The organism is Pseudomonas viciae (assembly GCF_004786035.1).
Taxonomy (GTDB): Bacteria; Pseudomonadota; Gammaproteobacteria; order Pseudomonadales; family Pseudomonadaceae; genus Aquipseudomonas; species Aquipseudomonas viciae.
Genome location: NZ_CP035088.1, coordinates 2455753 through 2480171 on the forward strand (window position 1 = coordinate 2455753; position 24419 = coordinate 2480171).

The window sequence follows — 24419 nt, forward strand, 5'->3', positions numbered from 1 at the left end:
CCCAATGCTATTAATGCCGCACCCTATGCACAGGAGGCATGGCCCTTGGAACTCGTTTGGCTTGAAGATTTTTCAGCGCTTGCGGAGTACGGCAGCTTTGTTCGGGCGGCTGAAGCGCGGCACGTTACCCAGCCGGCATTCAGCCGCAGAGTGCGCTCGTTAGAGAGTTGGATGGGGGTGCAGTTGTTCGTTCGAACGCCTCAAGGCGCGACGCTTACTGAAGCTGGCAGGCAAATTTTGCCAAGTGCCCAAGAGGCTGCCAGGCGCTTGTACAGAATGCGCAACGAGGCTCAAGAGGTTGCTGGAATGGCCGCCAAGTCGCTTCAATTCGCGGCAACTCACTCCCTGTCGTTTACATTTTTTCCCAAGTGGCTGCGAAGCTCAGAGAACGGTGCCCCCATTGAGGCTGTGCAACTGCATTCAGACAGCATGGCTGCCTGTGAGCAGATGCTGATACATGGCCAGGTTCAGTTTCTGCTCTGCCACCGCCATCCCGATGTTCCACCGCTACTGGCTCCTGATCAGTTCATCGGCAAGAAGGTGGGTGAAGACGTTCTCGTTCCTCTTGCGAGTGCCTGCGCTAACTTCGGCACCTCGCCTGCGGCATTGCCGTACCTCGCTTACACCCATGAATCCGGGTTGGGGCGTATCGTCGCGCACAGACTGCGTGGCAAAGAAGATTACCTTCACCTCAAACCGCTCTTTAGCAGCCACCTTGCAGCGGTGCTAATGTCCATGGCCCTGGAAAGCAAAGGCGTGGCCTGGTTGCCCAGGAGCCTCACCGAGCAAGAAATACTGGATGGGCGCCTGGTCAGAGCGCTCGACGAAAGCTGGGATATACCGCTGGAAATTCATCTGACCCGTCCAGCCGCGCCACTCAGTCAATCTGCCGAAGAGTTCTGGGCCAGGGTGGGGCAGTGACTCGGCGGGTTTTATATGACGCGCTGTGTTGCTCAATAGGGTTTGAGGTTGCGCATCGCCGCTGATCCCTTGCCGGGATCGCGGCGAAGTGTTGAGCTTTTCGCTACTTGTAATGTTGTTCAAACACCGCCAATTGCTCAGGCTTGATCAACTGAAAGGGTACCCAGACGTCCGTTTCCACCGGCTCTCCCTTGATCATCTTGAGTGCTGCTTGTACCGCGCTGCTCGCCTGGGCCTTGGGGTCCTGGAATACCGAGGCGACCAGCATCCCGCGCTTGATGGCCGCCAGGCCGTCAGGCAAGCCGTCGATACCGACAATCGCAATCTCGCCCTTGGCTTTGCCGGCCTGCTGCAACGCCATGGCTGCACCGATGGCCATCTCGTCGTTGTTGGCGACGATGGCATCGAAACGGCTCCCAGCCAGCAACCAATTACTGGTCAGGTCCATCCCTTTGCTGCGCTGCCACTCGGCACTTTGCTGCTCGACAATCTTGATCCCGGGATAATCCTTGAGCACCTGTTTGACGCCTTCGGTGCGGTCGTGGGTAGCGTTTTGCGCCAGGTCGCCCATGATGATCGCGAGGTTGCCCTTGCCTCCGAGCTTTTCGGCCAGGTAGCGCATTTGCAGCTGTCCGGCCTCAATGTCATTGGACGCTACCGTGACCACGCCTTTGGGCAAGGTACGCTCGTCCGGGTGACGGTTGACGTAGACCAGCGGGGTCTTCGCTTCGACCGCGGCGCGGGTGATGTTGGCCGTGGCGGAGGTGTCCACCGGCAGGACAATGACCGCATCCACTTTCTGGTTGATAAAACCCTGGACCTGGTTGAGTTGGCGCACCACATCGCCTTGGGCGTCCTCGAATTGAATCTGCACGTTTTCCTTTTTCGCGGCCTCGTCCAGGCCGTTACGCACGTAGGTCATGAAGTTGTCGTCGACCCTGGCGATGCTGACGCCGATGCGATAGTCGGCGGCGGCCCATTGGCTGAAAAGCAACAGCAGGGTGGCGAAAAGCAGTGTGCAACGACGCATGAGGGTTTTCCTTTTGTTGTTATGAGTAGTACGTCACCGAGAGAAGAAATCTTCCAAACGTTTTGAATTCGGCGCGGGCCTCATCCATCAAGCGTGAAGGCCTGTCTGAAACGCTCAAGCGCGACTTCACTGTCACCGCTGGCCCAGCCTTCGAGGCCGACGACACCGCTGTATCCCATGCCGAACAAGGCCCTGGCAATGGCGCGATAGTGGATTTCGCCGGTCCCGGGCTCCATGCGACCCGGGACGTCGGCGACCTGGATTTCGCCGATGGCGCTGCCGGCGCGCTGGATCAGTTCGATCAGGTTTCCTTCGCCGATCTGTGCGTGATAGAGGTCCAGGTTCATCTTCAGGTGCGGGCTGCCCACGGCCTCGATCAGCGCCAGGGTATCGTCGGCACGGGCGAAAGGCGTGCCCGGGTGGTCGACTTCAGTGTTGAGGTTCTCCAGCAGGAATACCCGACCCGCGTCTTCGCCCAGGCGAGCGATTTTTTCCAGCGTCTTGCAGGCGCTCAACCACATGCGGCCGGTGGTCTGGGCAACGGGTTTGACCGGCAATCCCTGATCACCCAGGCCGGTGCCATGCAGGTTCAGGCTTGGGCAACCCAATTGAGCGGCGACCGCCAAGGATTCCTGGGCGCTGTCGAGCAGTTGCTGGATATCCTCGGGATCGGTCAGGTTGCCCGAGATGTAGCCGGTCATGGAGGTGAAATCCGCGCCGGTCGCTACGAGGGCTTGGATGTCTTTGGTCGTCCAGTTCCATATCTCGACGCTGAAGCCCAGCGCATGGATGCGTTTGACTCGCTCGGTAAAGGGCAGGTCGAGGAAGACCATCTCGGCGCTGATCGCCAGTTTGAAGGGTGTGAAACTCATGAACGAGCTCCTTGCACGCGCACCGGTTTGCCCAGTTGGAAGGACTCGATACAGGCGCGAGCAATGGCCAGTGCCGCCCGGGCATCTTCACCGCTGGCCAGAGGTTTTTCGCCGCTGCGCACGCAACCGACAAAGTGGTTGAGCTCGGCCACATAGGCATCACGCAGCAAGTCGGTGTCCATGCGCTGGGTGTCAGCCTGGACCCCACTGGCCAGGTAGCGCAGCAGGTCAGAGTCGTTGACGTTGCCCATGGTCAGCATGCCTGCGCTGCCGAACACTTCGCCGCGGACATCGTAGCCATAGACCGCTTGGAAATTGGCCTCGGCCGTGGCGATGGCGCCATTGTCGAAGCGGATCGTGACCACCGCTGTGTCGAGAAATCCTTTGTCCTTGTAGGCCGGTGCGATCAGGGCATCGGCCATTACAAAAACCTCAACCGCTTCGGCACCTGGATTCAGATAGCGCAGGGTATCGAAGTCATGGATCAGGGTTTCCAGGAAGATCACCCATTGCGGTGACGCGGCGGGGTTGTTCAGCGCCGGGTCGCGTGTCAGCGAGCGCAGCAGTTGTGGCGTACCGATCCGGCCGGCAACCACGTCCAGATGAGCGGTGCGGAAACTTCTGGCAAAGCGCCGGTTGAAGCCGACTTGTAGCGTCACCTGTGCATCGGCAGCGGCGGCGATGGCGCGGTCCGCTTCGTCCAGGGTGATGGCCATCGGTTTTTCACAGAACACACTTTTGCCGGCCCGGGCCGCACTGATCACCAGTTCGGCATGGCTGCGTGCCGGGGCGGCAATCAGCACGGCGTCGATGTCCGGGTCATCAAGCAGTTGCTGTGGATCGACATAGACCTTCTGCACGTCCAGTTCTGCCGCCAGGCGTGCGGCTTGGCCGGGGGTGGGGTCGGCGATGGCGGCGAGGCACGCGCCGGGGATGTGACGGGCGGCGGTCAGGCCGTGAAAGCTGCCCATGCGACCGGCGCCGATGAGGCCAAGGCGAATGGTCTTGGATGTGCTCATAAACATGACTCCCTTTATTGTTTTTACGACTCGGCGGTAAGAATGTCCTCGTCTGGGTAAGCAGGGAGCAAGCGTTGTGCCAATAATTAACTGATTGATATTAAAAGGATTTTATTCGTTGTCGTTTGATTGAGTGTTCATTTCTATTACATGTCTATACTGACATGTCGAAAACATGAACATGGACCCGGATGATGAATCAGCAACCTGCAGCCTTGAGCGCCGAAGACCGCGATTACCTCACCGCGCTGGGTCCTGCGTCGTTGAACGAAGGGCCCAGCACTGCGCTGGATGAGGCGTGGCGAGCGTGCTTGCAGGGGGAAACCGATCGCCCTGTCGGGATCAGGCAGGTGATTTGGGAGTCCTGGTTGCGCAGCGTCAACGCCGGTCTCGATCCGGAAGATGGCGAGTACCGTTTTGTCGCGCCCGCCGACCTGACTGCGACACTGGCAGCCAACCGGGTGTTGATCGCCGCGGCGGCGCAAGTCATGCGCGGTTTGCTCGCCTACAACCCCAAGGGCCATATCAACCTGACCGATACCGAAGGCACGACGTTGTATTTTTGTGGCCTGGACCTCACCCCCATAGGCAGTCGACTGCTGGAGTCGGTACAGGGCACCAATTGCACCGGGCTGGCGATCGTCGAAGACCGTTTGGTCTATGTGCTGGCCGAGGAGAACTTCGGGCTTGGCTTGCGCCAGCGCCGCATGCATTGCGCCGCCGCGCCAATCCGGGATGCTCAAGGCCGAACCCTGGGTATGTTGACCTTGACGGCAGAACCAGGCTGGTTTCATTTCCATACGCTGGGCACTGTCCAGGCGGCGGCCGAGGCGGTCTCGAGGCAGATGGCGCTGCAAGCCTTGCTGGAAGAACAACAAACAGTCCTTGAGGTACTCAACGAGGGCTTGGTGGTATTGGATGAGCAGGGCTGCATCAAGGCGCTCAACCATTACGCCCGACAGTTGTTCCGCGTGGGCCGTGACCTGCTGGGCAGTCCGTTCAAGAGCCTGGGGCGGAGCGAGTTGACCGATGCAATCCTGCTCGGGGGCGGGGAAGGGGTGCGAGACCTGGATTGCACCTTTGAACTGCACGACCACAGCCATCTGGCATGCCTGGTGTCGGTTTGCCCGCTGGAACAAGGCGGGCGGATTGTTTCGTTGCGCGAAAACCGACGCATCCGGGAAATCACCCGGCGGATCATGGGCACCCAGGCCAGCTACACCTTCGAAACCATCCTGGGTCGCTCACGGGCGATTCAGGATGCAGTGCACCTGGCACGGATTGCCAGTCGCAGTGATTCGACCACGCTGATCCTCGGCGAGAGCGGCACAGGCAAGGAGCTGTTCGCCCAGGCGATCCATAATGCCAGCGACCGTTGCGGTGGTCCTTTCGTGGCGGTCAATTGCGGGGCCATTCCCCGTGATCTGGTGCAGAGCGAACTGTTCGGTCATGTCGAAGGCGCTTTCACCGGATCGGCGCGCGGTGGTTCGGCAGGCAAGTTCGAATTGGCCGATGGCGGGACGATCTTCCTCGACGAAATCGGTGACATGTCCTTTGATGCGCAGGTCAGCTTGCTGCGTGTCCTGCAGGAAGGCGAGGTGACACGGGTGGGGGCGAAAAAATCGCTGCGGGTCAACGTTCGCATCATTGCCGCCACTCACCGCAACCTGAGTCAGGCGGTGGCCGAAGGCGCCTTTCGTGAGGACCTTTATTACCGGCTCAACGTGCTGAACCTGACGGTGCCGCCACTGCGGATGCGCCGCGAGGACGTGCCGTTGCTGGCGCGGCATTTTCTCGCGCGGTGTGCCCGGTCGCTACGCAAGTCGGTGCGCGACCTTTCACCTGGTGCGCTGGATAGGCTTGGCGCCTATCACTGGCCGGGCAATGTTCGCGAGCTGGAAAACGTCATTGAGCGGGCGACCAATCTGGCGATGACCGACCTGATCCTACCGAGCGATCTTGCACTGGACATCCGGCAGCAAGGGCGGCCATCGAGGTGGGGAAGCGCCCCAGAGCCTCAGACGGCTCCGGACCTTGGCACCCATGAAATGAATGCAATCATCGCCGCCCTCAAAGACACGCGCGGAAACATCCGCCTGGCTGCTCAACGCTTGAATGTGTCGCGTGGTGGGTTGTACAACAAAATGAATCGATTCGGGCTCAGGATTGAGGCGTTCCGTTCAACGTTGGACTGAATCGTAAACAGGATCTTGCCATCCCCCAGGATGGTTTTCTCCACAATCACCGAATACACGTCCGTCACGCCGATAAATTCAGCCAGGCTTCAACATAGGGTTTCTGAAAGTCGAAGCGCGTTGCCGGTGTGATCGGTGTTGCGCTAACTCCGGCAATCGATACCTCAGTCGACCGTTTACGCCTCTGTTGAAGTGCCGATCGCCTGCCGTATCTCGCGCACGTCGCGTGCAGGTGATGCGCCGAATTGCCGTAGATATTCACGGCTAAACTGTGATGCGCTTTCATAGCCGACAGCGAACGCCACGTCAGACGCCCGATGCTCGCCGGCAAGCAAAAGCTGGCGAGCTTCCTGCAATCTGAGCTGTTTCTGATACTGGATAGGACTGAGGCCCGTCATCGACAGAAAATGGCGATGCAGACTTGCCCGGCTCATGCCGCTGGCATTGCACAACGCCTCGATACGAAGTCGGGCAGTGTAATTATCCCTGATCCAAGCAACGGCCCGCCGGATGCTACCCAGTGCTCCATCGGGTTGGGCAATCTGACGCAGTAGCTTTCCTTGAGGACCCTGTAGGAGACGATAGAGCAATTCCCGTTCGACCATGGGGCCGAGAACAGGGATATCGGCAGGCGTGTCGAGCAGCGACAATAAGCGCAGCAACGTGTCGCGCAGCGAAGCGGTCATCGGATTTATAGTGATGCCAATCCCCTTTTGTACGCTCTCGCGAACCGGCGGCATGGTCGCCGCCAATTCCGCCAGCATGGCCGGGTCCAGCACGAGCGATACCGCAACGTAGGGCTGCCCCCCTTCAGCATCTATAATCTGTCCGATCAGAGGCAGATCCAGGGCGCTGATGAGATATTGCTCACTGTCGTAGCTCAGAAGAGTGTCGTTAATCGCAACGCGCTTCGAGCCTTGCAGGATGAAGCAGATCATCGAGCGATACAGGCATGGCGCCTTGTCTGTAGAACCTCGCCCGACACAGATGTCTACACGCGGGATCGGTGTGATAGTCAAACCCGGGGGCGCGTGGCGCAGGGCTATATCAAGATGCGGTGCAAGAGGGTTGTTCATGAACCGATTATGCCGACGCCCTGCCACCACGCAAGGTGATTGATACAATCAGGCAATGAATTGAGCTTATTAGGCGTGGGTTGAAAACCGCTCATTGCCTATCTTGAGCAGGTCAAGAACGCACCGAAAGGCGCGCCTAACCTAGCAGAGACAATCCATGACCCACCAGATCGCACTCATCACCGGCGCCAGCCGTGGCCTTGGCCGTAACATGGCCCTTCACCTCGCCAAGCGCGGCGTCCACATCATCGGCACCTATCGCAGCGGCGCAGCAGAAGCCGAGACGCTGAAGCAGGAGATCGAAGCGCAGGGCGGCAAGGTTGCGATGCTGCCGCTCGACATCACCGACACCGCCAGCTATCCGGCTTTTTCAAGCGCAGTGACTCATACGCTGATGGCCGACTTCGGCCGCGAGCGCTTCGACTTCCTCATCAACAATGCCGGCAATGGCCTCTTTGCGAACTTTGTTGATGCGACCGAAGAGCAGTTTGGCTCACTGGTCGCCACGCACCTTCGCGGTCCGATCTTTCTGACTCAGAAGCTGCTACCACTTATGGACGACGGTGGTCGTATCCTGAACGTTTCCTCCGGCTTCGTGCGCTTTACTCTGCCGGGCTACAGCATTTATGCGGCGGTGAAGGCTGCCGTCGAGGTGCTGACCCGTTTCATGGCCGTGGAACTCGGTTCGCGTCGAATTCGGGTGAATGCGATTGCTCCGGGCGCCATCGCAACCGATTTTGGCGGTGGTGCAGTGCGCGACAATCAGGATGTGAACGCCTACGTCGCACAGGGCATTGCGCTGGGTCGTGTCGGTCTACCGGACGATATAGGCGGTGCGGTAGCCGCCATCCTGTCCGATGACATGGCCTGGGCTAACGGAACGACTTTTGACATTTCGGGCGGGCAGTTGCTCTAGCCACAGACCGAGCGGTGGCCGAATTGACCGCTTCAGGGATTGGATTTCATCCGGCCCTGAATCGCCGTGCGCAGACAATCCCAGGCGAAGAATCCGATGATCAACACCTCGGCTATGCCCATAAGCATGTTGAGTGAAAAGCTGAACGGTTGCTCGGCCCAGTAGAGGGTCGTCGTACGAAAGCCACCGACGCGCAGTCGTCCGGCAAGCAGAGCCGGCACCAATGCGATGACGTTGCTCAGCTCCAGCACTGCCAGGAACGTGCCCAGCAGCATGAGCAAGGCGCGTGCGGGAATGCCGAATTTATCGGTCGACTCAGGCGCAGGCGTGGCCCCCTTTTCTCGGCGCTGCCTGGCTTCCCTCACCGCCTTACCGCTGGTGGGCGCTGGGGCAGGCCGATAGGGTGCCTTCACGCCCGCCGCCGAACCCTCGACAACCTCGGTGGGGACCGCCACATTCAGGTAGTCGGCCAGTTCACGTAGCCACAAGTCGGTGCGTTGACTTCCCGGCACGACCGGAACGTTGTCGGTGGTCAAGCGGTGCGCGGTGCCGTCGCGCATCATCAGCCACAGCTGGGTGTGGGCTCGCTCAGCCTGTGGACGGCGGCGAAGTTCGAGGTGGTCGGCGGCATCGATTCTAAAGACCGAATGCACACGCTCGCGGCGTCCAAAAAAGTTTCGAGTGAGGCGCTTGCCTTCACCGGCGACTCGCGACAACACCAAGGTCTCGCGGATGCCGATGTAAACCATCAGGAGCAGGCCGAGGGCAGGAATCAGCGCCAGCCCCAGAACGATCAGCAGTGAGGGCAGTGGCGCCAGATCAGCCAACGGCGAGCGATCATCAGCCATCAAAAACATGGCGAACGCCATCGGCAAGATGAAGGCAAGCGGGCCTACCAGCAGCACGACGGTGCTCTGCACCAGGTTGCGCGAGTGGATATGCAGGTCACCCTGCGCGGTGCGTTCGAACCGATGTCCAATCAACATGTAGAGTTCCTGGTGCGCCGCCTTTCAGATTGATCGAGGGGCGCCATGACATGGGTTACACGTCGCGGGCGAGGATCGTGTTTTACGCAGCGCAGAATATCTCATGGCGAGGATGCCGCGCGCTCGCCTATTGACCCTGATTAACGTGATTGATAGGGTTGCCTCTCTTTCAAAACGCCCTCCCGGTTCGCCGGGAGGGCGTTTTCGTTTTGGTTCCCCCGACCACAAAGGAACCATGCAATGAAAGCCCCCGTTGAAATCAGCTTCGGAGCTGACACCACCTTAGGGTATGTGCGGTACGGCAATGGCCCCACTCACGTGCTGGTCATGCATGACTGGCTGGGCGACCACTCCAGCTACGACGCCGTCATGCCCTGTCTTGACGGCCACGCGTTTACCTATGTTTTCGTTGATGTGCGTGGCTACGGACAATCCATTGAATTGGCTGGCGAATTTACAGTAGAGGAGATTTCCTCCGATTGCCTCATGCTCGCCGACCAGCTCGGTTGGACGCGTTTCCACGTGGTCGGCCACTCGATGACCGGGATGATCACGCAACGTATTGCGGCGGATGCCCCGTCTCGCGTCGCGAGCGCGATAGCGGTGTGTCCCGTTTCTGCCGCTGGCAATCGGTTGAGTCCAGAGGCTCTGGCGTTCTTTGCCAGCACGATAGAAGACGACGAGGCCCTTCGGCGTCTGTTCAAATTCGTGGCCGGAGGTCTCTCCGATAAGTGGGTTGATCTCAAGGTCCGACAAAGCCGCGACACAGTCTCACCAGCCTGCCGGGCGAGGTACCTCGAAATGCTGGTCACAGCAAATTTCGTTGATGACGTTCGAGGCCTTGAAACACCGTATTTGGTTATTGTCGGCGACAAGGATCCTGGACTTGATTCCGCGGCTATGACACGCACCTTTCTGGCGTGGCATCCGAACGCAGAACTGCACGTTATCCCCAACTGCGGTCATTACCCGATGCAGGAGTGCCCGCCTTATTTCGCAGCTCTTATCGAGGGTTTCCTGAAACGCATAGTCGGCAATAGCGTCCATGGCACAGCTCCCGAATTGAAGTGACTGACGCTATCTCCCTGTCGAGGGGGGTGTCCATTTTTTGCCTGAAAGGGGAGACTGTACTCCAAGCCTTCATCCTACCCCGCACTCAACCCCCACAACACATCCAACACATGTTGCGTAGACCGCTCGACGTCGCCACCCCGATGGGCAATCCCCAGTTCACGCCACAATAAGGGCTGCAATGGCCTCATGACGATTCGGGTATCGGGCAATGGCGTGGAGGCTTCATGGGGCAACAACGTCGCGCCGTAACCAGCAGCTACCAGGCTTTTGATCGCATCGTTGTAGTTCAGTTGAATGCGTGGCGCAGGCTGGCGTTCATCCGCGGCGAACCACTCCGATGTCAAGCGCGAAAGTCGCGTGGTGTGGTCATTCAGAATCAATGGCTGAGTGGCCAACCAGCCGGGCGTCACGATGTCCGGGCATTCCCAGCGGGCCGGCAAGAAGGCCATGACCGGGTCCCGCCGCCATGGCTCGATCCGCAATCCCTTCACCGGGGGCTGCGGCAGCGCGACCAGACCGATCTCCAACGAACCCTCGGCAAGCTTCTTCAAAGTCTCCTGCGAGGTGAGCACCGCGACCTGCACATCGATAGCGGGATGGCGTTGGCCTAACGTCTCCAACGCTTGCGGCAGCAACTGGGCAATGGCCCCTGTGGAGGCCCCCAGCCGCACACGCCCGGCCAAGCCCTGCACCTGACGCTCCACGTCCTCAAGCGCCTGCTCCGCATCGGCCAACAGGCGCCGCGCCCGTTCCACCAGTGTTTCGCCAATCGCCGAAGGTTGAATGCGCCCACGGGTGCGTGACAACAGCTTGCCGCCCACCCGTGACTCCAGGTCGGCGATATGCAAACTGACCGTGGGTGGCGCGAGGTGCAAGGCACGAGCGGCCTCGGCAAATGAGCCCAAGTCGACAATGGCCACCAACGTGCGCAGACGGTCCAGGCTGATTTCGCGCATGCGTCATTCCAGTTCAGAAAAACTGAATCTTATCGTTTATAAATTCAACTTTTCCAATCTTAGCCCTTCACTGAAAATGAAATCTCCTGATTTCCCATGTCCGAGAGCATTCCATGGCCATTCCTCATGTATTTATCGACGGCGACCAAGGCACCACCGGGTTGCAAATCCATCAGCGCCTATGCAACCGGACCGATCTGCGGCTTGTCACGCTTAGCCACGAACATCGCAAGGATCCGCAACGCCGCGCTGAAATCATCAACGACTGCGACATCGCGATTCTCTGCTTGCCCGACCAAGCTGCGCGCGACGCCGTAGCGAGCATCAAAAACCCCGCTGTTCGCGTGATTGACGCAAGTTCCGCGCACCGTACCCATCCAGACTGGGTCTATGGTTTCGCCCAGATGAACTCGCAGCAGGCCAGACGAATCGCCGCGGCGCGGCGTGTCAGCAACCCCGGTTGCTATCCCACGGGAGCCATAGGCCTGCTGCGCCCACTGCTGGAGGCCGGGCTACTGCCTACGGACTACCCGATGAACATTCATGCTGTGTCGGGCTATTCCGGAAAAGGACGCGCCGGCGTGCAGGAGCATGAGGGCGAGGGCGCATCGCAAGCGCCTGCGTTCCAGGTTTACGGCCTGGGGTTGGCACACAAACATATTCCGGAGATCCAGCAGCACAGCGGTTTGACGGAGCGGCCGCTGTTCGTGCCGGCCTATGGGGCGTTTCGGCAGGGGATCGTGCTGACCATCCCATTGCAACTTCGGTTGCTGGCACAGGGCGTGGATGCGATGCGCTTGCACGCATGCCTTATGCAGCACTATGCCGATGCGCGCCATGTGCAGGTCATGTCGATGGAGGAGGCTAAAGCGTTGACGCACCTCGATCCTCAGGCGCTTAACGGGACTGATAGCTTGCAGTTGGTGGTGTTTGAAAATGACGAGACGGGACAGGTTCTGTTGGCTGCGGTATTTGACAATCTTGGGAAGGGAGCCGCTGGGGCGGCGGTGCAGAATCTGGATTTGATGATGGGCGCGTGATTCTGCCCGGTGATGCTTGAGTCAGTGAGAGGCAGCAATCGGCCCAGAGTGTGTAAAAACGCTTCGCCAAAAATTGAATTGTGCGCGTCTACGTTAAATCTGAAATTTATCGGCACATCAGCAGATATGGATTTCGCGTAGAAGCACGATTTCCAGTCCAGCTTTGAGTACCTGACGCGCTCAAAAACGTTTTTACACACCCTCGGCCGAAAGCTGCCGTTAGCCGAGAGCAGCTATCGGCCAAAAGCGGACGGTCGTGGGGCTGAAATTGACCTTATTCACATCAAATCACCATCACTCGCCACTGCCGCGGACCCAGCAAATTTCCATTTGAGATTTCAGGCCGCCATGCACATGTCAAATCTCGCCCAGCAGCGGCCCATCTCACGATTGTGGCCCGAATTCATAAAAGTCTTTACCAAATTCGCGCCTATTTCCGCAAAAGCCTCAAGCTTAAAGTTCGTCCTCCCAGCACGGCAGACGACTGATAGTCGACAGCTCCCCAATCGACAACTTAGTAACTTTAACTAGTCGGCAAAATAACATTATGCTTAACACGATTAATCCTGCGTGTACTGCCGACCAATTTTTGCAAGCAATATTAACACCTACTTAAAGCAATTTTCCTATGAAAGCTCCAATGGTAATCCTCGCGCTCTTCGGTTTCTGCTCTGTGGTAATCGCGCAGGAAGGCGCTATCAAAACTCAAGGGCAACAGGTCCCTGTCGAGCAATATACATACGCCACCCACCTTGACGTCGCCAAGGTGATCTCTGAAGACCAAGTGCCGGATGTATGCGGTGTTGTGCCGATGCGCATGACGTACCAAGACTCCCAGGGAAAACAGCACGTATTGGAATATGAAGTCATGGGCACCGGTTGCAGCGACGGTTGATCAACCAGCTCTTACAATAATTGCGCCTCAGAGAATTTCCTTACCGAGGCGCAAATACCCTATTCCTAGTAACTTCTCAATCGATGAGTTCTTTAGCAGTGGTTGCTAGCTGAATACCAACCTGATTTTTTAACACGTCAATAAAGCGAGTTATCTTTGCGTCGACAAACTGTCGAGAGGTATAGACAGCATAAACGTTGCGCTCATACGTGTGATAGTCAGGCAAAACCCGCACCAGCTTCCCAGAGCGCAAGTCGTCGATGGCCGTGAATCCAGCCAGCAAGCCGATCCCAGCTCCCTCCCGTATAGCAACCGCCATCGCGTCCATGTCATTTACGCTGAAACTTGGCCCCGCGGGCACAAATTTCGCGTCACCAGCCTTGCTCTTCAACTGCCACTCATCCCTCACATAGTCCACAGTGCCCAGCAGCAGGCATTGGTGATCTCTGAGGTCCTCTGGCGTCACCGGGGCCGCATGCCTCTTCAGATAGTCTGGAGACGCTACCAAGACACAATGGCTGACTCCAATCTTCTGACTGACATACGCCGAATCCGGCAGCGTTCGGGCAATCAGGATCGAGACATCCAGTTGGTCTTCCAGCAGGTTGGGCATTCGTTGGGAAAGCATTAAATCCACGGTCACATCCGGAAATTCCTTGCGGTACTCCAGCACGGCGCCGGTGACCAGTTGCCTCGCCAGTCCGGGTACGCAATGCACACGTAGAGTCCCCCTGGGATTCAAGGCTGCATTGCTTGCTTCGGCTTCCGCACTCTCAAGATCTGCCAGAATTTTCGTGCACCGCTCATAAAATCGCCGGCCCGCATCGGTCACGGAGAGACGCCGAGTCGAGCGTTGCAACAGACGGGCGTCGAGTACGTTTTCAAGTGCGGACACAGCACGCGATACGTTACCTACGGTGGAGTCCAGATGGTTTGCCACGGCAGTGAAACTGCCCATCTCGACAACCTTTACGTACACCGACATGTTCGAAAGTTTATCCATCCCGACCTTCCTGTAGATCTGACAAATACCCGTGATAACGAGCGATTGCTCCAGATGCTACACGCTCCTCCATGTGCTCGATATTACTTCTGGGTACAACATTGATTCCCTTTTGGCCGACTAAATCAAATGGCTCACCTTCCATAGACTTGGTTGCACAGGCCGCCTGAACAGGCCCTGCGGCACAGCCACTCAGGTGCCGATCTTCATACGAATCTCTGACAACCAACTGAAGGCCAAATCATGAACACTTCCTACGATCCGCTTTATCTTTTTATCGGTGGTGAATGGATCAGTGCCGAAGGGCGCGATACTGCCGCTGTCGTTAACCCGGCAACCGGACGTGAAATCGGACTCGTCCCCCTCGCCACCGCAGTCGACCTTGATCGCGCCCTTGAGGTGGCTCGACTGAGCTTCGAAGAATGGCGCCAGACCGTGCCTGACAAACGCGCGAAAATCCTGAAACGGGCCGCCGATCTGATTCAGGAACGAGCACCTCACATTGCAGCGCAGATGACACTGGAAGAAGGCAAGCCACTGGATGAAAGCATGGATGAAGTTAACCGTGCAGCAGAATACTTCGAGTGGTTTGCCGAAAGCGCTCGTCGTATCGATGGCCGGGTTGTACCGGCCAACCGCCCAGGCGTACTGCAACTTGTAAAACGCCAGGCAATCGGCCCTGTGGCTGCATTCACACCCTGGAATTTCCCGGCCATTACTCCCGCTCGCAAGCTCTCGGCAGCTTTGGCCGCCGGTTGCAGTGTCATTCTCAAGCCAGGCGAAGAAAGCCCCTCCACGGCGCTGGCCCTGGCTCGCGCCCTCGACGATGCAGGATTGCCTAAAGGCGTATTGCAAGTGGTCTTTGGCGTCCCGGATCAAGTGTCCAGCCACCTGATCGCCTCATCGATCATTCGTAAGGTGACGTTTACCGGCTCAGTGCCCATCGGCAGACTCCTGTCAGCCCGAGCAGCGGAGGGCGTCAAGCCAATTACCCTTGAACTGGGTGGCCACGGACCCGCGCTGGTATTTGAAGACGCAGACATTGAAAAGGCCGCTGTAGAGGGTGTCGCGAACCGGTTTCGAGGGACTGGCCAAGTATGTATCTCATCCACCCGTTTTCTGATCCAGCGTGGCGCATATCAGAGGTTTGTCGATCATTTTGTCGCTGCAACCAAAGCCCTGAGAATCGGTAATGGCCTGCATCCGCAGACCCAGGTCGGACCGCTTTCCAACCCAAGGCAACTGGCAAAGATGGAAGAGCTGATAGCCGATGCCGTCGAGAAAGGTGCACGAGTATTGGTCGGTGGCGAGGCCTTACCAGGTGAAGGCTTCTTCTTCCAGCCCACCGTTCTGGCAGATGTCCCCATGAACGCCCGCGTTATGCACGAAGAACCCTTCGGGCCCATCGCCGTGCTGATGCCTTTCGATGAGCTGACTGATGGCCTGAAAGAAGCCAACCGTTTGCCCTACGGGCTTTCAGCCTACGCGTTCACCTCCAGCGCTCGAACTGCAATTGACGTCGCTGACGGTTTGGAGGCCGGGATGATCGGGATCAACCAATACCGCATCGTCGCCACCGAGTTGCCTTTCGGCGGAATGAAAGAAAGCGGTCACGGCTCGGAAGGCGGCATTGAGGGAATTGAGCACTATCTCACCAACAAATTTATCAGCCAGGTTTAAGGAAACTTTCCCATGTCCAATATCAATTTCAGCAGTCCTCGCGAAGCGGCCCGAGCGTTTACACCGAAACTGTCGCAATTCGTCGACTCAACTCTCTATCCGCAGATCTGGAGCGATCCCGCGTTGTCCCCCCGTGACCGCAGTCTGATCACAGTGGCCGCATTGATTGCCGGTAGTCACTCAGAAGAGTTGCCTGCACACCTGCGGCGGGCGGTTAGCAATGGGGTTACTCATGACGAAATTGCGGCGGCGATAACCCACCTGGCGTTTTACGTGGGTTTCCCTGGCGCCATAACAGCGTCTGCTATTGCCAATGCAACGTTTACCGAATCGGAGAAAAACTAAGATGAAAGCCATCAACATCAGAGAATTCGGCGCGGCGGACGTCCTGGAACTCGCAGATGCTCCCAATCCTGAAGTACGCCCTACCGACCTGCTAGTGCGTGTCTATGCAGCGGGCGTGAACCGTGCGGATCTGACTCATCGAAGCGGTGGATATGGCCATCCGAATTTCGGCGACTCGCTGATTATCGGGTTGGAAATTGCCGGTGAGGTGATTGAGAAAGGTAGCGCAGTGACAGGTTTCGAGGTGGGAGATCGAGTGATGGGCGTAGTCGGAGGCGGCGCCTATGCCGAACTGGCACGCATCGACTACCGCATGGCCATGCACATCCCTGCGCAGCTCGACTATGTGCACGCGGCGGCAATTCCCGAGGTCTTCGTCACCGCCCATGAAGCAATGATGCACCTGGCTCGGCTGAAGTCCGGCGACTCGGTATTAATTCACGCTGCTGCTGGAGGCGTAGGGTCTGCCGCAGTGCAATTGGCATACGCCACAGGCGCCACGGTGTATGCGACAACCGAAGGCAGCAAGTTATCGCGTGTGGAGCATTTGGGGGCCGATATCGCTGTTGACTACAAGACACAGGATTTCGCCGAAGTCATTGCCGATAAAACCAATGGTCGAGGCGTCGATGTCGTTATCGACTTTGTTGGCGAGCCCTACTTCGCACGCAACGTCGCGTCTCTTGCTCACGGTGGCCGTATGATCCAGGTCGGTATCCTTGGCGGTGGTGGCAAGGTGACTGTGGAGCTGGAGCACATCCTCTACCGTCACTTGCAAATAATCGGCACGGTCATGAAGTCCCGCACGCAGCCGGAGAAGCACGACATGATCAAGCGCTTCCGCGAGCATTGGCTTGATCGCTTCGATGGCGCTGGAAGTCTAGAGCCGGTCGTTGATAGCACTTTCCCGCTGTCACGTGCTACCGATGCCCATCGCCGTATGGAGTCGTCCGAGAACGTTGGGAAAATTATCTTGACGATGCAGCCAGAAGACTTGGTTTGAGTCGGGGCCGTATCGTCGTCGATTCACATGAAAAGGCGCCTCCAAGGGGCGCCTTTTGCTATATGAAACCTGTCTCCCTTGGCCATTCTCACCCGGCAGTTTGCGGCCCAGAGTGTGTCAAAACCATTGTTAGCGGCTTCCACTCTAGTGTTTTTTCCTACTCAGACCCAGGTCTGACATCAGTTGCTCAGATTCAGTATAAGATTCCGGAGATCAGCAGGTACGCCGACAACGTGGGCTAGAGGCTAGAAATCTGGGGGTTGGATGATTGCAAGCAACGTTTCATATCATTGTCCGGTTTGTGGGTACCCCGGGCTTGAAGAGCCTCCATACGATGAGGTTGGCTGCTCTTCGTTTGGCATGTGCCCGTCCTGCGGTACGCAGTTTGGCTATGATGACGCGACATCTGCTCATGCTGATTTGCGGAAATTATGGATCTCTAAAGGAATGCTTTGGTGGAGCAAAGCTCAAGCGTCGCCGAGTGGCTGGGACCCGGTAAGGCAACTACAGGCGGTTGAAAAACGCATCAATGTCTGAACAGAACACCGCTCTTAGCCCTGCTATGATTTCCGAGGATTTCATCGCAGGGATCGCCCATGAAGCGCTTCATCCAAGGTGAACATCGAGGTCAAGGCACCTTACTTCCCGAAAGCCTCGACGACTACGTCAACGATACCAATCCGGTGCGCGTAGTCGACGTCTTCGTCGATGAACTCGACCTGCTCCATCTGGGTTTTGACGGTGTTATTCCTGCTGACACAGGCCGGCCTGCTTACCACCCTGCAATCCTGCTGAAGATCTACATCTATGGCTATCTCAACCGCATCCAGTCGAGCCGACGTTTGGAGCGAGAAGCCCAGCGCAATGTCGAGCTGATGTGGCTGACCGGGCGGTTGATGCCTGACTTCAAGACCATCGCCAACTTCCGAAAAGACAACAGCAAGGCCATCCGAGGCGTCTGTCGCCAGTTCGTTGTGCTGTGTCAGCAGTTGGGATTATTCGGAGAAAATCTGGTCGCCATCGATGGCAGTAAATTCAAAGCAGTCAACAACCGCGACCGCAATTTCACCAGCGCCAAACTGAAGCGGCGCATGGAAGAAATTGAATCGAGTATCAATCATTACCTGGTGGCACTTGATGCTGCCGATCGGCAAGAACCAACAGCTTCCGAGCCCAGCGCCGTGCGGCTGGAAGAGAAAATCGCCAAGCTGAAAACTCAAATGAAGGAGCTTCAGGCGATTGAAATCCAGCTCAACGAATCGCCGGATAAGCAGGTCTCACTGACCGATCCAGACGCCCGTTCCATGATGACGCGCGGCACGGGAATCGTTGGCTACAACGTGCAGACAGCGGTCGATACGCAGCACCATCTGATCGTTGCACACGAGGTGACTAACGTCGGTTCCGACCGCGATCAACTCAGCTCGATGGCCAAGCAGGCCCGCGAGGCGATGGCGTCAGGGACGTTGTCGGTACTGGCTGACCGAGGTTACTTCAAAAGCGAACAAATCCTCGCTTGTCACGAAGCCGGTATCACCGCCTATGTGCCCAAGCCGATGACCTCTGGGGCCAAGGCTGACGGGCGTTTCAATAACGATGCCTTCATCTATGACGCGGCAAAAAACGAATACATTTGCCCAGCTGGTGAGGCGCTGATCTGGCGCTATTCCTACGTTGAAAAAGACCTGAAGTTGCATCGTTACTGGAGTTCGAAATGCCAGGGCTGCGCGTTGAAGTCGCAATGCACACCGAGCACGGAACGACGAATTCGGCGCTGGGAGCATGAAACCGTATTGGAGGACATGCAGCTTCGGCTGAGTAAAGCCCCGGAGATGATGCGAGTCCGAAAACGGACGGTTGAGCATCCCTTCGGGACGCTCAAACAATGGATGGGAGCGACGCACTTCCTGACGCGAAAACTGGCCGGGGTGAGTGCGGAGATGAGCTTGAATGTGCTCGCCTACAACTTGAAACGGGTCATGAAAATCATCGGTACCAACGGTTTGATAAACGCGCTGACGGCCTGAAAAAGGCTGATTCTGGCCCATCCGATAGGCTATAAAAGCGGCGTTACGTGTTCCAGGACGCTACCGATGCGCCCCGCGGCACTGACCATACGATCGCTCAACCAACGAACGTCAATGTTCCAAGCGATGAGGCCCGTGAGCGTTTTTACACACTCTGGGCCCGAAGCAGTCGTTGGTGACGGGGGCTACGAGCTCGGCTGTCGGTGCCGGGCATAGAGTATTGAACCACCCACTCCCGACGCTCCTTTAGTTTGCAGTTCAAACGTATCTGGATATCCCTTGATCAACTCACTGAGCTTTTTATAACCATGGGTGCGAGGGTCGAACTCAGGTCTTAATTTGCTGATGTTGGTGCCCAGCGCGCCCAATTGAGCCCAGCCGTCCTCGTCGGCAATGTCATCCAGGATCTTTGCGATGAAACTGACTGGTGCCCTGGGTAGCTTCTTTGCTTCGGCCGTACTGGCGGTTTTGGTGGCTTCGATTTCAGCGCGTGGCTCGGGTTCGAGTCGACCGTGTCCATTGCTTGCAGCAACAAGCGCTTCACCGCGCAGCAATTCGGTATAGATGAACTTGTCGCAGGCCGACACGAACGGTCTCGGGGTTTTCTCTTCACCAAACCCGTAGACCGTCAAACCTTCTTCCCGTAACCGCGAAGCGAGGCGGGTGAAGTCACTGTCGCTCGAAACCAGGCAGAAACCGTCGAAGCGTCGGGTGTACAGCAGGTCCATTGCGTCGATGATCAAGGCACTGTCTGTTGCGTTCTTACCTTTGGTGTACGCGAACTGTTGGATAGGCTGGATCGAATGGTCGAGTAGCACCTTTTTCCACCCACCCAACTGAGGGCCGGTCCAGTCGCCATAGATCCGTTTGACGTTGGCGACACCGTACTTGGCGATTTCTTCGAATAAACCTTCAACAATTGCTGCGGGAGCATTGTCGGCGTCGATTAACACTGCCAAGTGTTTTTGCATGGGGGCGGGTGCGTGGATGGCCATGGGTCGTCCTTGAATTGAGGACTTCAACATACCGTTAAATCACGGATGAGCAAAGGGATCACAGCTTCGCGTTAGAGAGTGCGTTTTGCCAACGGCTATGGGGTTGCAGTGATGTGCAAAGCGGAACCGATTAGCCATTGACTTTTAAGCGACCGATAGCAGCTTGCGCAAGGTGAGTTGGGCTGACGCTTACGTTGCGCAAGGGCTGCGATGAGAACTGACTACTCTGGAGTCAACTCAACCATAAGCGGCTGTGCAACGGGCTCGTCTGAATAAGAGATGACTTCCCAGTCAACGTAGCCAGGCGCTGTGACTTGGATCAGCGACCGACGCCTCATGGAACAACAAATATAGGGAAGCGACCAAAGAGTGTAACCACTGAGCGCAAAGGCTCCCTTTTCATCCGTCGTGGTGTGACGAATTTTATTGCCAGGAAATGAAGTGTATTTGACAGTCGCTTGTTTAATCGGCAGCAGAGAGTCTCGGTCGCCAAACCCGTAATCTAGCTTCGATTGCAAGCCTTGCTGGTTTGCCTACGTGCCTTCTTGTGCATTTTATTTTTGTCACAAAGTTGGAAGTGGAGGATTGGCCCAGTAAGAATGTGGGCCCTAGCCGGGGAACGGGCCCACATGCTCACCTCTCATCTCAAAATCATCGATTTTTTGAAATCACCCCAGTCATGTATTGATGTAAATCACGCAGATCCTGAACCCGCCAAGCGTACGGCGCTAGCTTTACGCCATTCTCTCGCAACGTTCTTGGAATCAGGTCCCCATTTGGACGAAGGATTATCGAAGACACGATAACGCCCGGATAATCATTCAGTCTTTTTTTGAAAACGGAGGTTGTAAGGTCAGGCGTAGGGGGATTGCTTTTATTGGCCAGTGGTCCTGTTCCTTTGATATCTGTTCCGTGGCACATGGCGCATCTCTGTACATAGAGATTTTTCCCATTGGCGTTATCCGCGAAGGACAGGGATGTTTGAATCAGCGATAAAATTCCTAGCGAAGCGATGAATAATATTTTCGTTTTCACTTTTTCATGTGGCCTTGTTCTATAAATCATATCTGAATCGAGGGCAGACTCCGGAGGTGCCACTGCAACACTCAATTCCCTCGATAACCTTGAAAACGGCCACTCGAACCCATTACCCGATCAGCTGTTTTGTAGGACGAGAGAGTCACCCATGTTCCGCTGCCAACATTGACCTGAACTGAGCAATGATCTCTGAAGACAGCCCGGCACTTTCGAACACTGCGCAGGTGAAGCTAACGGGGGCGGGGCCTGGAGCCGTTATGATGCGGTCCGCAACCACAGCGACCGGGCTGCTTCGATAAAGCGCGTGCCCTTCATAACCTACGGCATTGTGTTGTAAGAACTCTGTGCTGTTCGAGGTATGAGCAACTCTGTCGAGCAGCCCGGCCCTCGCAAGTGCCAGCGTTCCCCCGCAGATACCGGCAATCGTCGCGCCACTTGAGCGACTGGCATGAAGAAAGTCTCGAATATCGGGTGCTTCTGCGCGCTCCCAGATCATTCCTCCAATGACGACAACAACGTCCGGCTTCCAGTCCAGGCATTGTTGCAAACTGCTATCGACCGTGACAGCCAATCCACCCTGCGAGCGGAACTGCCCCGTAGCCGGAGCGAAAAACCTGACGTCGATCCCGTAAAAAGGGGACGCAGTTCCAGCAATGAAAGCATATTCCCAGTCTGCAAAACCGGGTGTCAGTATCAAACCCACGCGTGCCATCAGTCAGAATCCTCCATGAATGCCAATAATATTGGATGACGAAAAACAGATATCGAGGGCTGTTCAGGGCGGCCAATGATCGCCCTAAACCGCCCACGCCCATGACTATTCCACCGCCTCAACCACCCCCTGATCCTCGCCCAGAAATCCGCCGCTCTGGTGATGCCACAGCCGCGCATAGGTACCGTTCTTCCCGAGCAGTTCCGTGTGGGTGCCTTGTTCTATGATGCGCCCGTCATCCATCACGATGAGCCTGTCCATGGCGGCGATCGTGGACAGACGATGGGCGATGGCAATCACGGTCTTGCCCTGCATCATGTCATCGAGGCTTTCCTGGATGGCCACTTCGACTTCTGAATCCAGGGCGCTTGTGGCCTCGTCCAGTAGCAGGATCGGGGCGTTCTTGAGCATCACGCGGGCAATGGCGACGCGTTGACGCTGGCCGCCCGACAGCTTGATACCACGCTCACCGACCAGGGTGTCGTAGCCGCTATGGCCATGCTTATCGCTCAGTTGGCTGATGAAGCCATCGGCCTGGGCATTGGCGGCGGCGCTGCGGATTTGCTCGTCGGTTGCGTCGGGGCGACCGTAGGCGATGTTGTCGCGAATGGACCGGTGCAGCAGGGAAGTATCCTGAGTGACCATGCCGATGGCGCTGCGTAGGCTGTCTTGGGTGACGTGCGCGATGTTTTGCCCGTCAATGCGAATCTCACCCTTGTCCACATCGTAGAAGCGCAACAGCAGGTTGATGAGCGTGGATTTTCCGGCGCCGGAGCGGCCCACCAAGCCAATTTTCTCCCCAGCGCGGATGGTCAGGCTCAGCCCATCGAGCACCTGGCGTTCGCCGTTGTAGTTGAAGCTCACATTGTCGAAGGTCACCGCGCCGCCAGTGGTCACCAGCGCACTCGCGTGCGGCGCGTCCTGCACCTTGGGGCCGCGGGTCAAGGTGGCCATGCCATCCTGCACGGTGCCGATGTTTTCGAAGAGCGAGGTCATTTGCCACATGATCCAGTGCGACATGCCATTGATGCGCAACGCCATGGCGGTAATCGCCGCCACGGCACCTGCGCCGACTTCGCCCTGGTGCCACAGCCATAGGGCATAACCGCCTGCACCCATGATCAACGCGACCACCAGTGCCTGGTTGACGATTTCGAATTGGCTGACCAGGCGCATCTGACGCAAGCCGGTCTGCTTGAAATCCTCCATTGCAGCGCGCGCGAAGTGGGCTTCGCGTTTTGAGTGCGAGAACAGTTTCACCGTGGTGATGTTGGTATAGGCATCGGAGATACGGCCGGTCATCGATGACCGCGCATTGGCCTGTTCCTGCCCGACTTCTCCCAGGCGGGGCACGAAGTAGCGCATGGCCAGGCCGAACAACGCGACCCAGGCAATGAAAGGCAGCATCAGTTTCAGGTCGAAGCCGCCGGCCAGGGCGATGATCGCGATGAAGTAAACGCCGATCCCCGGTGCGACCTCGATGAGGGTGAATAGCACCTCGCGCACCGACAGCGCCGTCTGCATCACCTTGGTGGTGACGCGGCCGGAGAACTCATCGGAGAAGAACGAAAGGCTTTGTCGCAGCATCAGCCGATGGAAATCCCAGCGCAGCCGCAGCGGTAGATTGATCGCCAATATCTGGTGCTGCACCATCGTGCGCAACGCGACCAGCCCAATGCTGGTCAGCAATACGATGCCGATGCCCCACAGCACGCGACTTTCCTGCACCACCGCATCGCCACCGGCCTGCCAGGTCGACAGCAGGTCCACGACCTGCCCGAGGAAAGAAAACAGCCAGGCTTCGTAAATCGACACACCGGCACTGAGCAGCGCCAGCGCGAGAATATAGCCGCGGGCACCGCGCGTGCAGGCCCAGAGAAATCGCGCCAGGCCATCAGGCGGCGGCGGTACTTCGTCGGGCGGGAAGGGGTCGAGCCATTTCTCAAACGTGCGAAGCATGGTGGTCTCCAAAACATCCAGTGAGGAGATTCTGGCATTTAAAGGTTGCTTTGAGGGTTTTTGTAAGAGGTAAGGTTAATCGCCCAGAACCTTTTCCATGATGATGGTGCGCTCGACGCCGTGAAATTCGTCCCGGATTTTCAGGAAACCCAGGGCAAGATAAAACCCTTCGGCAGTGATCGAGGAGGGGACACGCAACAGCTTCACGCCGCTCTGCGCGGCCATTGATTCAATCGTCGCCATCAGTCGACTCCCAATGCCTTTCCCCTGATGGGCCGGGTCAACGAATAGGCTTCGGACGGTGTTTCGATCAAGGCTTCCTGTTGCGACGAGATGACCGTCAATGCTCGCGACATACACCTGACGTTGGGTTAGAAGGGACAGGATCGCCGAGGGTGAAAAGCTTTGTTGCACTCGTTTGATGATGTCTGGCGAATAATCTTGAGCATTGGATTCGCGCAACGCAGCCACTACGACCTCGCTTATTGCTGCGGCGTCCGTACTTATTGCGTTTCGAATCACACAGTCCATTGGGCATCCTTCGTTGAGTCTCCTGCGCCGCAGTCGTCGCTGCTGGTGGCCGAGCAGCGGTAAATCGATCACGAGACGATATTACACAGGCGTTTATCTTGGGCGGTGCTACTGTTTCATTTGTGCCTGCGGCGGGGAGGCGACCG

General features: G+C 57.3%; 22 protein-coding genes and 1 pseudogene. 10 read left to right on the forward strand and 13 right to left on the reverse strand.

Annotation, left to right across the window (positions count from 1 at the left end; translation table 11 throughout):
• Window positions 1-45: 45 nt before the first annotated feature.
• Window positions 46-921 (forward strand): LysR family transcriptional regulator, encoded by an 876-nt coding sequence (locus EPZ47_RS11260; RefSeq protein WP_135844827.1) that lies wholly within the window; start codon window positions 46-48, stop codon window positions 919-921.
• A 103-nt stretch (window positions 922-1024) separates the two neighbouring features.
• Here EPZ47_RS11260 and EPZ47_RS11265 read toward each other — a convergent pair whose 3' ends face one another.
• From EPZ47_RS11265 to EPZ47_RS11275, 3 genes are all read right to left on the reverse strand, one after another.
• Entirely contained in the window at window positions 1025-1951 is a 927-nt protein-coding gene (locus EPZ47_RS11265; RefSeq protein WP_135844828.1) for a sugar ABC transporter substrate-binding protein, read from the reverse strand.
• 80 nt (window positions 1952-2031) lie between these two features.
• Window positions 2032-2823, reverse strand: a complete 792-nt coding sequence (locus tag EPZ47_RS11270) for a TIM barrel protein (protein ID WP_135844829.1) — start codon at window positions 2821-2823, stop codon at window positions 2032-2034.
• A complete protein-coding gene (locus EPZ47_RS11275; protein ID WP_135844830.1) occupies window positions 2820-3842 on the reverse strand; it encodes a Gfo/Idh/MocA family oxidoreductase in 1023 nt (340 codons plus the stop codon). Before EPZ47_RS11275 ends, EPZ47_RS11270 begins: the two co-directional genes overlap by 4 nt.
• Before the next feature lie 194 nt (window positions 3843-4036).
• Between EPZ47_RS11275 and EPZ47_RS11280 the strand changes: the two genes are divergently transcribed.
• The gene (locus EPZ47_RS11280; RefSeq protein ID WP_135844831.1) at window positions 4037-6037 is read left to right on the forward strand and encodes a sigma-54 interaction domain-containing protein; all 2001 of its coding nucleotides are present in this window, start codon (window positions 4037-4039) and stop codon (window positions 6035-6037) included.
• Window positions 6038-6057: 20 nt separating this feature from the next.
• Here EPZ47_RS11280 and EPZ47_RS30375 read toward each other — a convergent pair.
• Window positions 6058-6182, reverse strand: a pseudogene (locus EPZ47_RS30375) (FMN-dependent NADH-azoreductase); the annotation flags it as partial.
• Between the two features lie 31 nt (window positions 6183-6213).
• The gene (locus tag EPZ47_RS11290) at window positions 6214-7113 is read right to left on the reverse strand and encodes an AraC family transcriptional regulator (protein WP_135844832.1); all 900 of its coding nucleotides are present in this window, start codon (window positions 7111-7113) and stop codon (window positions 6214-6216) included.
• A gap of 157 nt (window positions 7114-7270) precedes the next feature.
• On the opposite strand from EPZ47_RS11290, the gene EPZ47_RS11295 reads away from it, so the two are divergent.
• Window positions 7271-8029 (forward strand): SDR family NAD(P)-dependent oxidoreductase, encoded by a 759-nt coding sequence (locus tag EPZ47_RS11295; RefSeq protein ID WP_135844833.1) that lies wholly within the window; start codon window positions 7271-7273, stop codon window positions 8027-8029.
• Window positions 8030-8061: 32 nt separating this feature from the next.
• Here the strand turns inward: EPZ47_RS11295 and EPZ47_RS11300 are convergent, their stop codons facing one another.
• Window positions 8062-9015: a hypothetical protein gene (locus tag EPZ47_RS11300; RefSeq protein ID WP_135844834.1), complete on the reverse strand. Its 954-nt coding sequence runs from the start codon at window positions 9013-9015 to the stop codon at window positions 8062-8064.
• Window positions 9016-9255: 240 nt separating this feature from the next.
• On the opposite strand from EPZ47_RS11300, the gene EPZ47_RS11305 reads away from it, so the two are divergent.
• Window positions 9256-10086, forward strand: coding sequence for an alpha/beta fold hydrolase (locus tag EPZ47_RS11305; protein ID WP_135844835.1), 831 nt, complete (start codon window positions 9256-9258; stop codon window positions 10084-10086).
• Between the two features lie 74 nt (window positions 10087-10160).
• Here EPZ47_RS11305 and EPZ47_RS11310 read toward each other — a convergent pair whose 3' ends face one another.
• On the reverse strand, window positions 10161-11045 hold the full coding sequence (locus EPZ47_RS11310) for a LysR family transcriptional regulator (protein WP_135844836.1): 885 nt from the start codon (window positions 11043-11045) through the stop codon (window positions 10161-10163).
• A gap of 113 nt (window positions 11046-11158) precedes the next feature.
• Between EPZ47_RS11310 and argC the strand changes: the two genes are divergently transcribed.
• A complete protein-coding gene (gene argC, locus EPZ47_RS11315; RefSeq protein ID WP_135844837.1) occupies window positions 11159-12085 on the forward strand; it encodes an N-acetyl-gamma-glutamyl-phosphate reductase in 927 nt (308 codons plus the stop codon).
• Window positions 12086-12713: 628 nt separating this feature from the next.
• A complete protein-coding gene (locus EPZ47_RS11320) occupies window positions 12714-12980 on the forward strand; it encodes a DUF2790 domain-containing protein (protein WP_135844838.1) in 267 nt (88 codons plus the stop codon).
• Between the two features lie 76 nt (window positions 12981-13056).
• On the opposite strand, the gene EPZ47_RS11325 is transcribed toward EPZ47_RS11320, so the two are convergent.
• Window positions 13057-13983 carry a LysR family transcriptional regulator gene (locus tag EPZ47_RS11325; RefSeq protein ID WP_135844839.1) on the reverse strand — a complete coding sequence of 309 codons (927 nt, stop codon included), beginning with the start codon at window positions 13981-13983 and terminating at the stop codon, window positions 13057-13059.
• Between the two features lie 243 nt (window positions 13984-14226).
• Here EPZ47_RS11325 and EPZ47_RS11330 point away from each other — a divergent pair, with 243 nt between their 5' ends.
• The 4 genes from EPZ47_RS11330 to EPZ47_RS11350 all read left to right on the forward strand — a co-directional run bounded on the left by EPZ47_RS11330 (window position 14227) and on the right by EPZ47_RS11350 (window position 19038).
• Complete coding sequence (locus EPZ47_RS11330) at window positions 14227-15663, forward strand: NAD-dependent succinate-semialdehyde dehydrogenase (RefSeq protein WP_135844840.1); 1437 nt, start codon at window positions 14227-14229, stop codon at window positions 15661-15663.
• A gap of 12 nt (window positions 15664-15675) precedes the next feature.
• On the forward strand, window positions 15676-16008 hold the full coding sequence (locus tag EPZ47_RS11335) for a carboxymuconolactone decarboxylase family protein (protein ID WP_135844841.1): 333 nt from the start codon (window positions 15676-15678) through the stop codon (window positions 16006-16008).
• 1 nt (window position 16009) lies between these two features.
• Complete coding sequence (locus EPZ47_RS11340) at window positions 16010-17011, forward strand: NAD(P)H-quinone oxidoreductase (protein WP_135844842.1); 1002 nt, start codon at window positions 16010-16012, stop codon at window positions 17009-17011.
• A gap of 596 nt (window positions 17012-17607) precedes the next feature.
• Window positions 17608-19038 carry an IS1182 family transposase gene (locus EPZ47_RS11350; RefSeq protein WP_135844844.1) on the forward strand — a complete coding sequence of 477 codons (1431 nt, stop codon included), beginning with the start codon at window positions 17608-17610 and terminating at the stop codon, window positions 19036-19038.
• A 185-nt stretch (window positions 19039-19223) separates the two neighbouring features.
• On the opposite strand, the gene EPZ47_RS11355 is transcribed toward EPZ47_RS11350, so the two are convergent.
• The 5 genes from EPZ47_RS11355 to EPZ47_RS11375 form a co-directional block, all read right to left on the reverse strand.
• The gene (locus EPZ47_RS11355; RefSeq protein WP_135844845.1) at window positions 19224-20033 is read right to left on the reverse strand and encodes an NYN domain-containing protein; all 810 of its coding nucleotides are present in this window, start codon (window positions 20031-20033) and stop codon (window positions 19224-19226) included.
• A 651-nt stretch (window positions 20034-20684) separates the two neighbouring features.
• Entirely contained in the window at window positions 20685-21098 is a 414-nt protein-coding gene (locus tag EPZ47_RS11360; RefSeq protein ID WP_202879087.1) for a c-type cytochrome, read from the reverse strand.
• Between the two features lie 115 nt (window positions 21099-21213).
• The gene (locus EPZ47_RS11365) at window positions 21214-21783 is read right to left on the reverse strand and encodes a DJ-1/PfpI family protein (RefSeq protein WP_135844846.1); all 570 of its coding nucleotides are present in this window, start codon (window positions 21781-21783) and stop codon (window positions 21214-21216) included.
• A 105-nt stretch (window positions 21784-21888) separates the two neighbouring features.
• Window positions 21889-23742 carry an ABC transporter ATP-binding protein gene (locus tag EPZ47_RS11370; RefSeq protein ID WP_135844847.1) on the reverse strand — a complete coding sequence of 618 codons (1854 nt, stop codon included), beginning with the start codon at window positions 23740-23742 and terminating at the stop codon, window positions 21889-21891.
• A gap of 75 nt (window positions 23743-23817) precedes the next feature.
• Window positions 23818-24273: a GNAT family N-acetyltransferase gene (locus EPZ47_RS11375; RefSeq protein WP_135844848.1), complete on the reverse strand. Its 456-nt coding sequence runs from the start codon at window positions 24271-24273 to the stop codon at window positions 23818-23820.
• Between the last annotated feature and the right edge of the window lie 146 nt (window positions 24274-24419).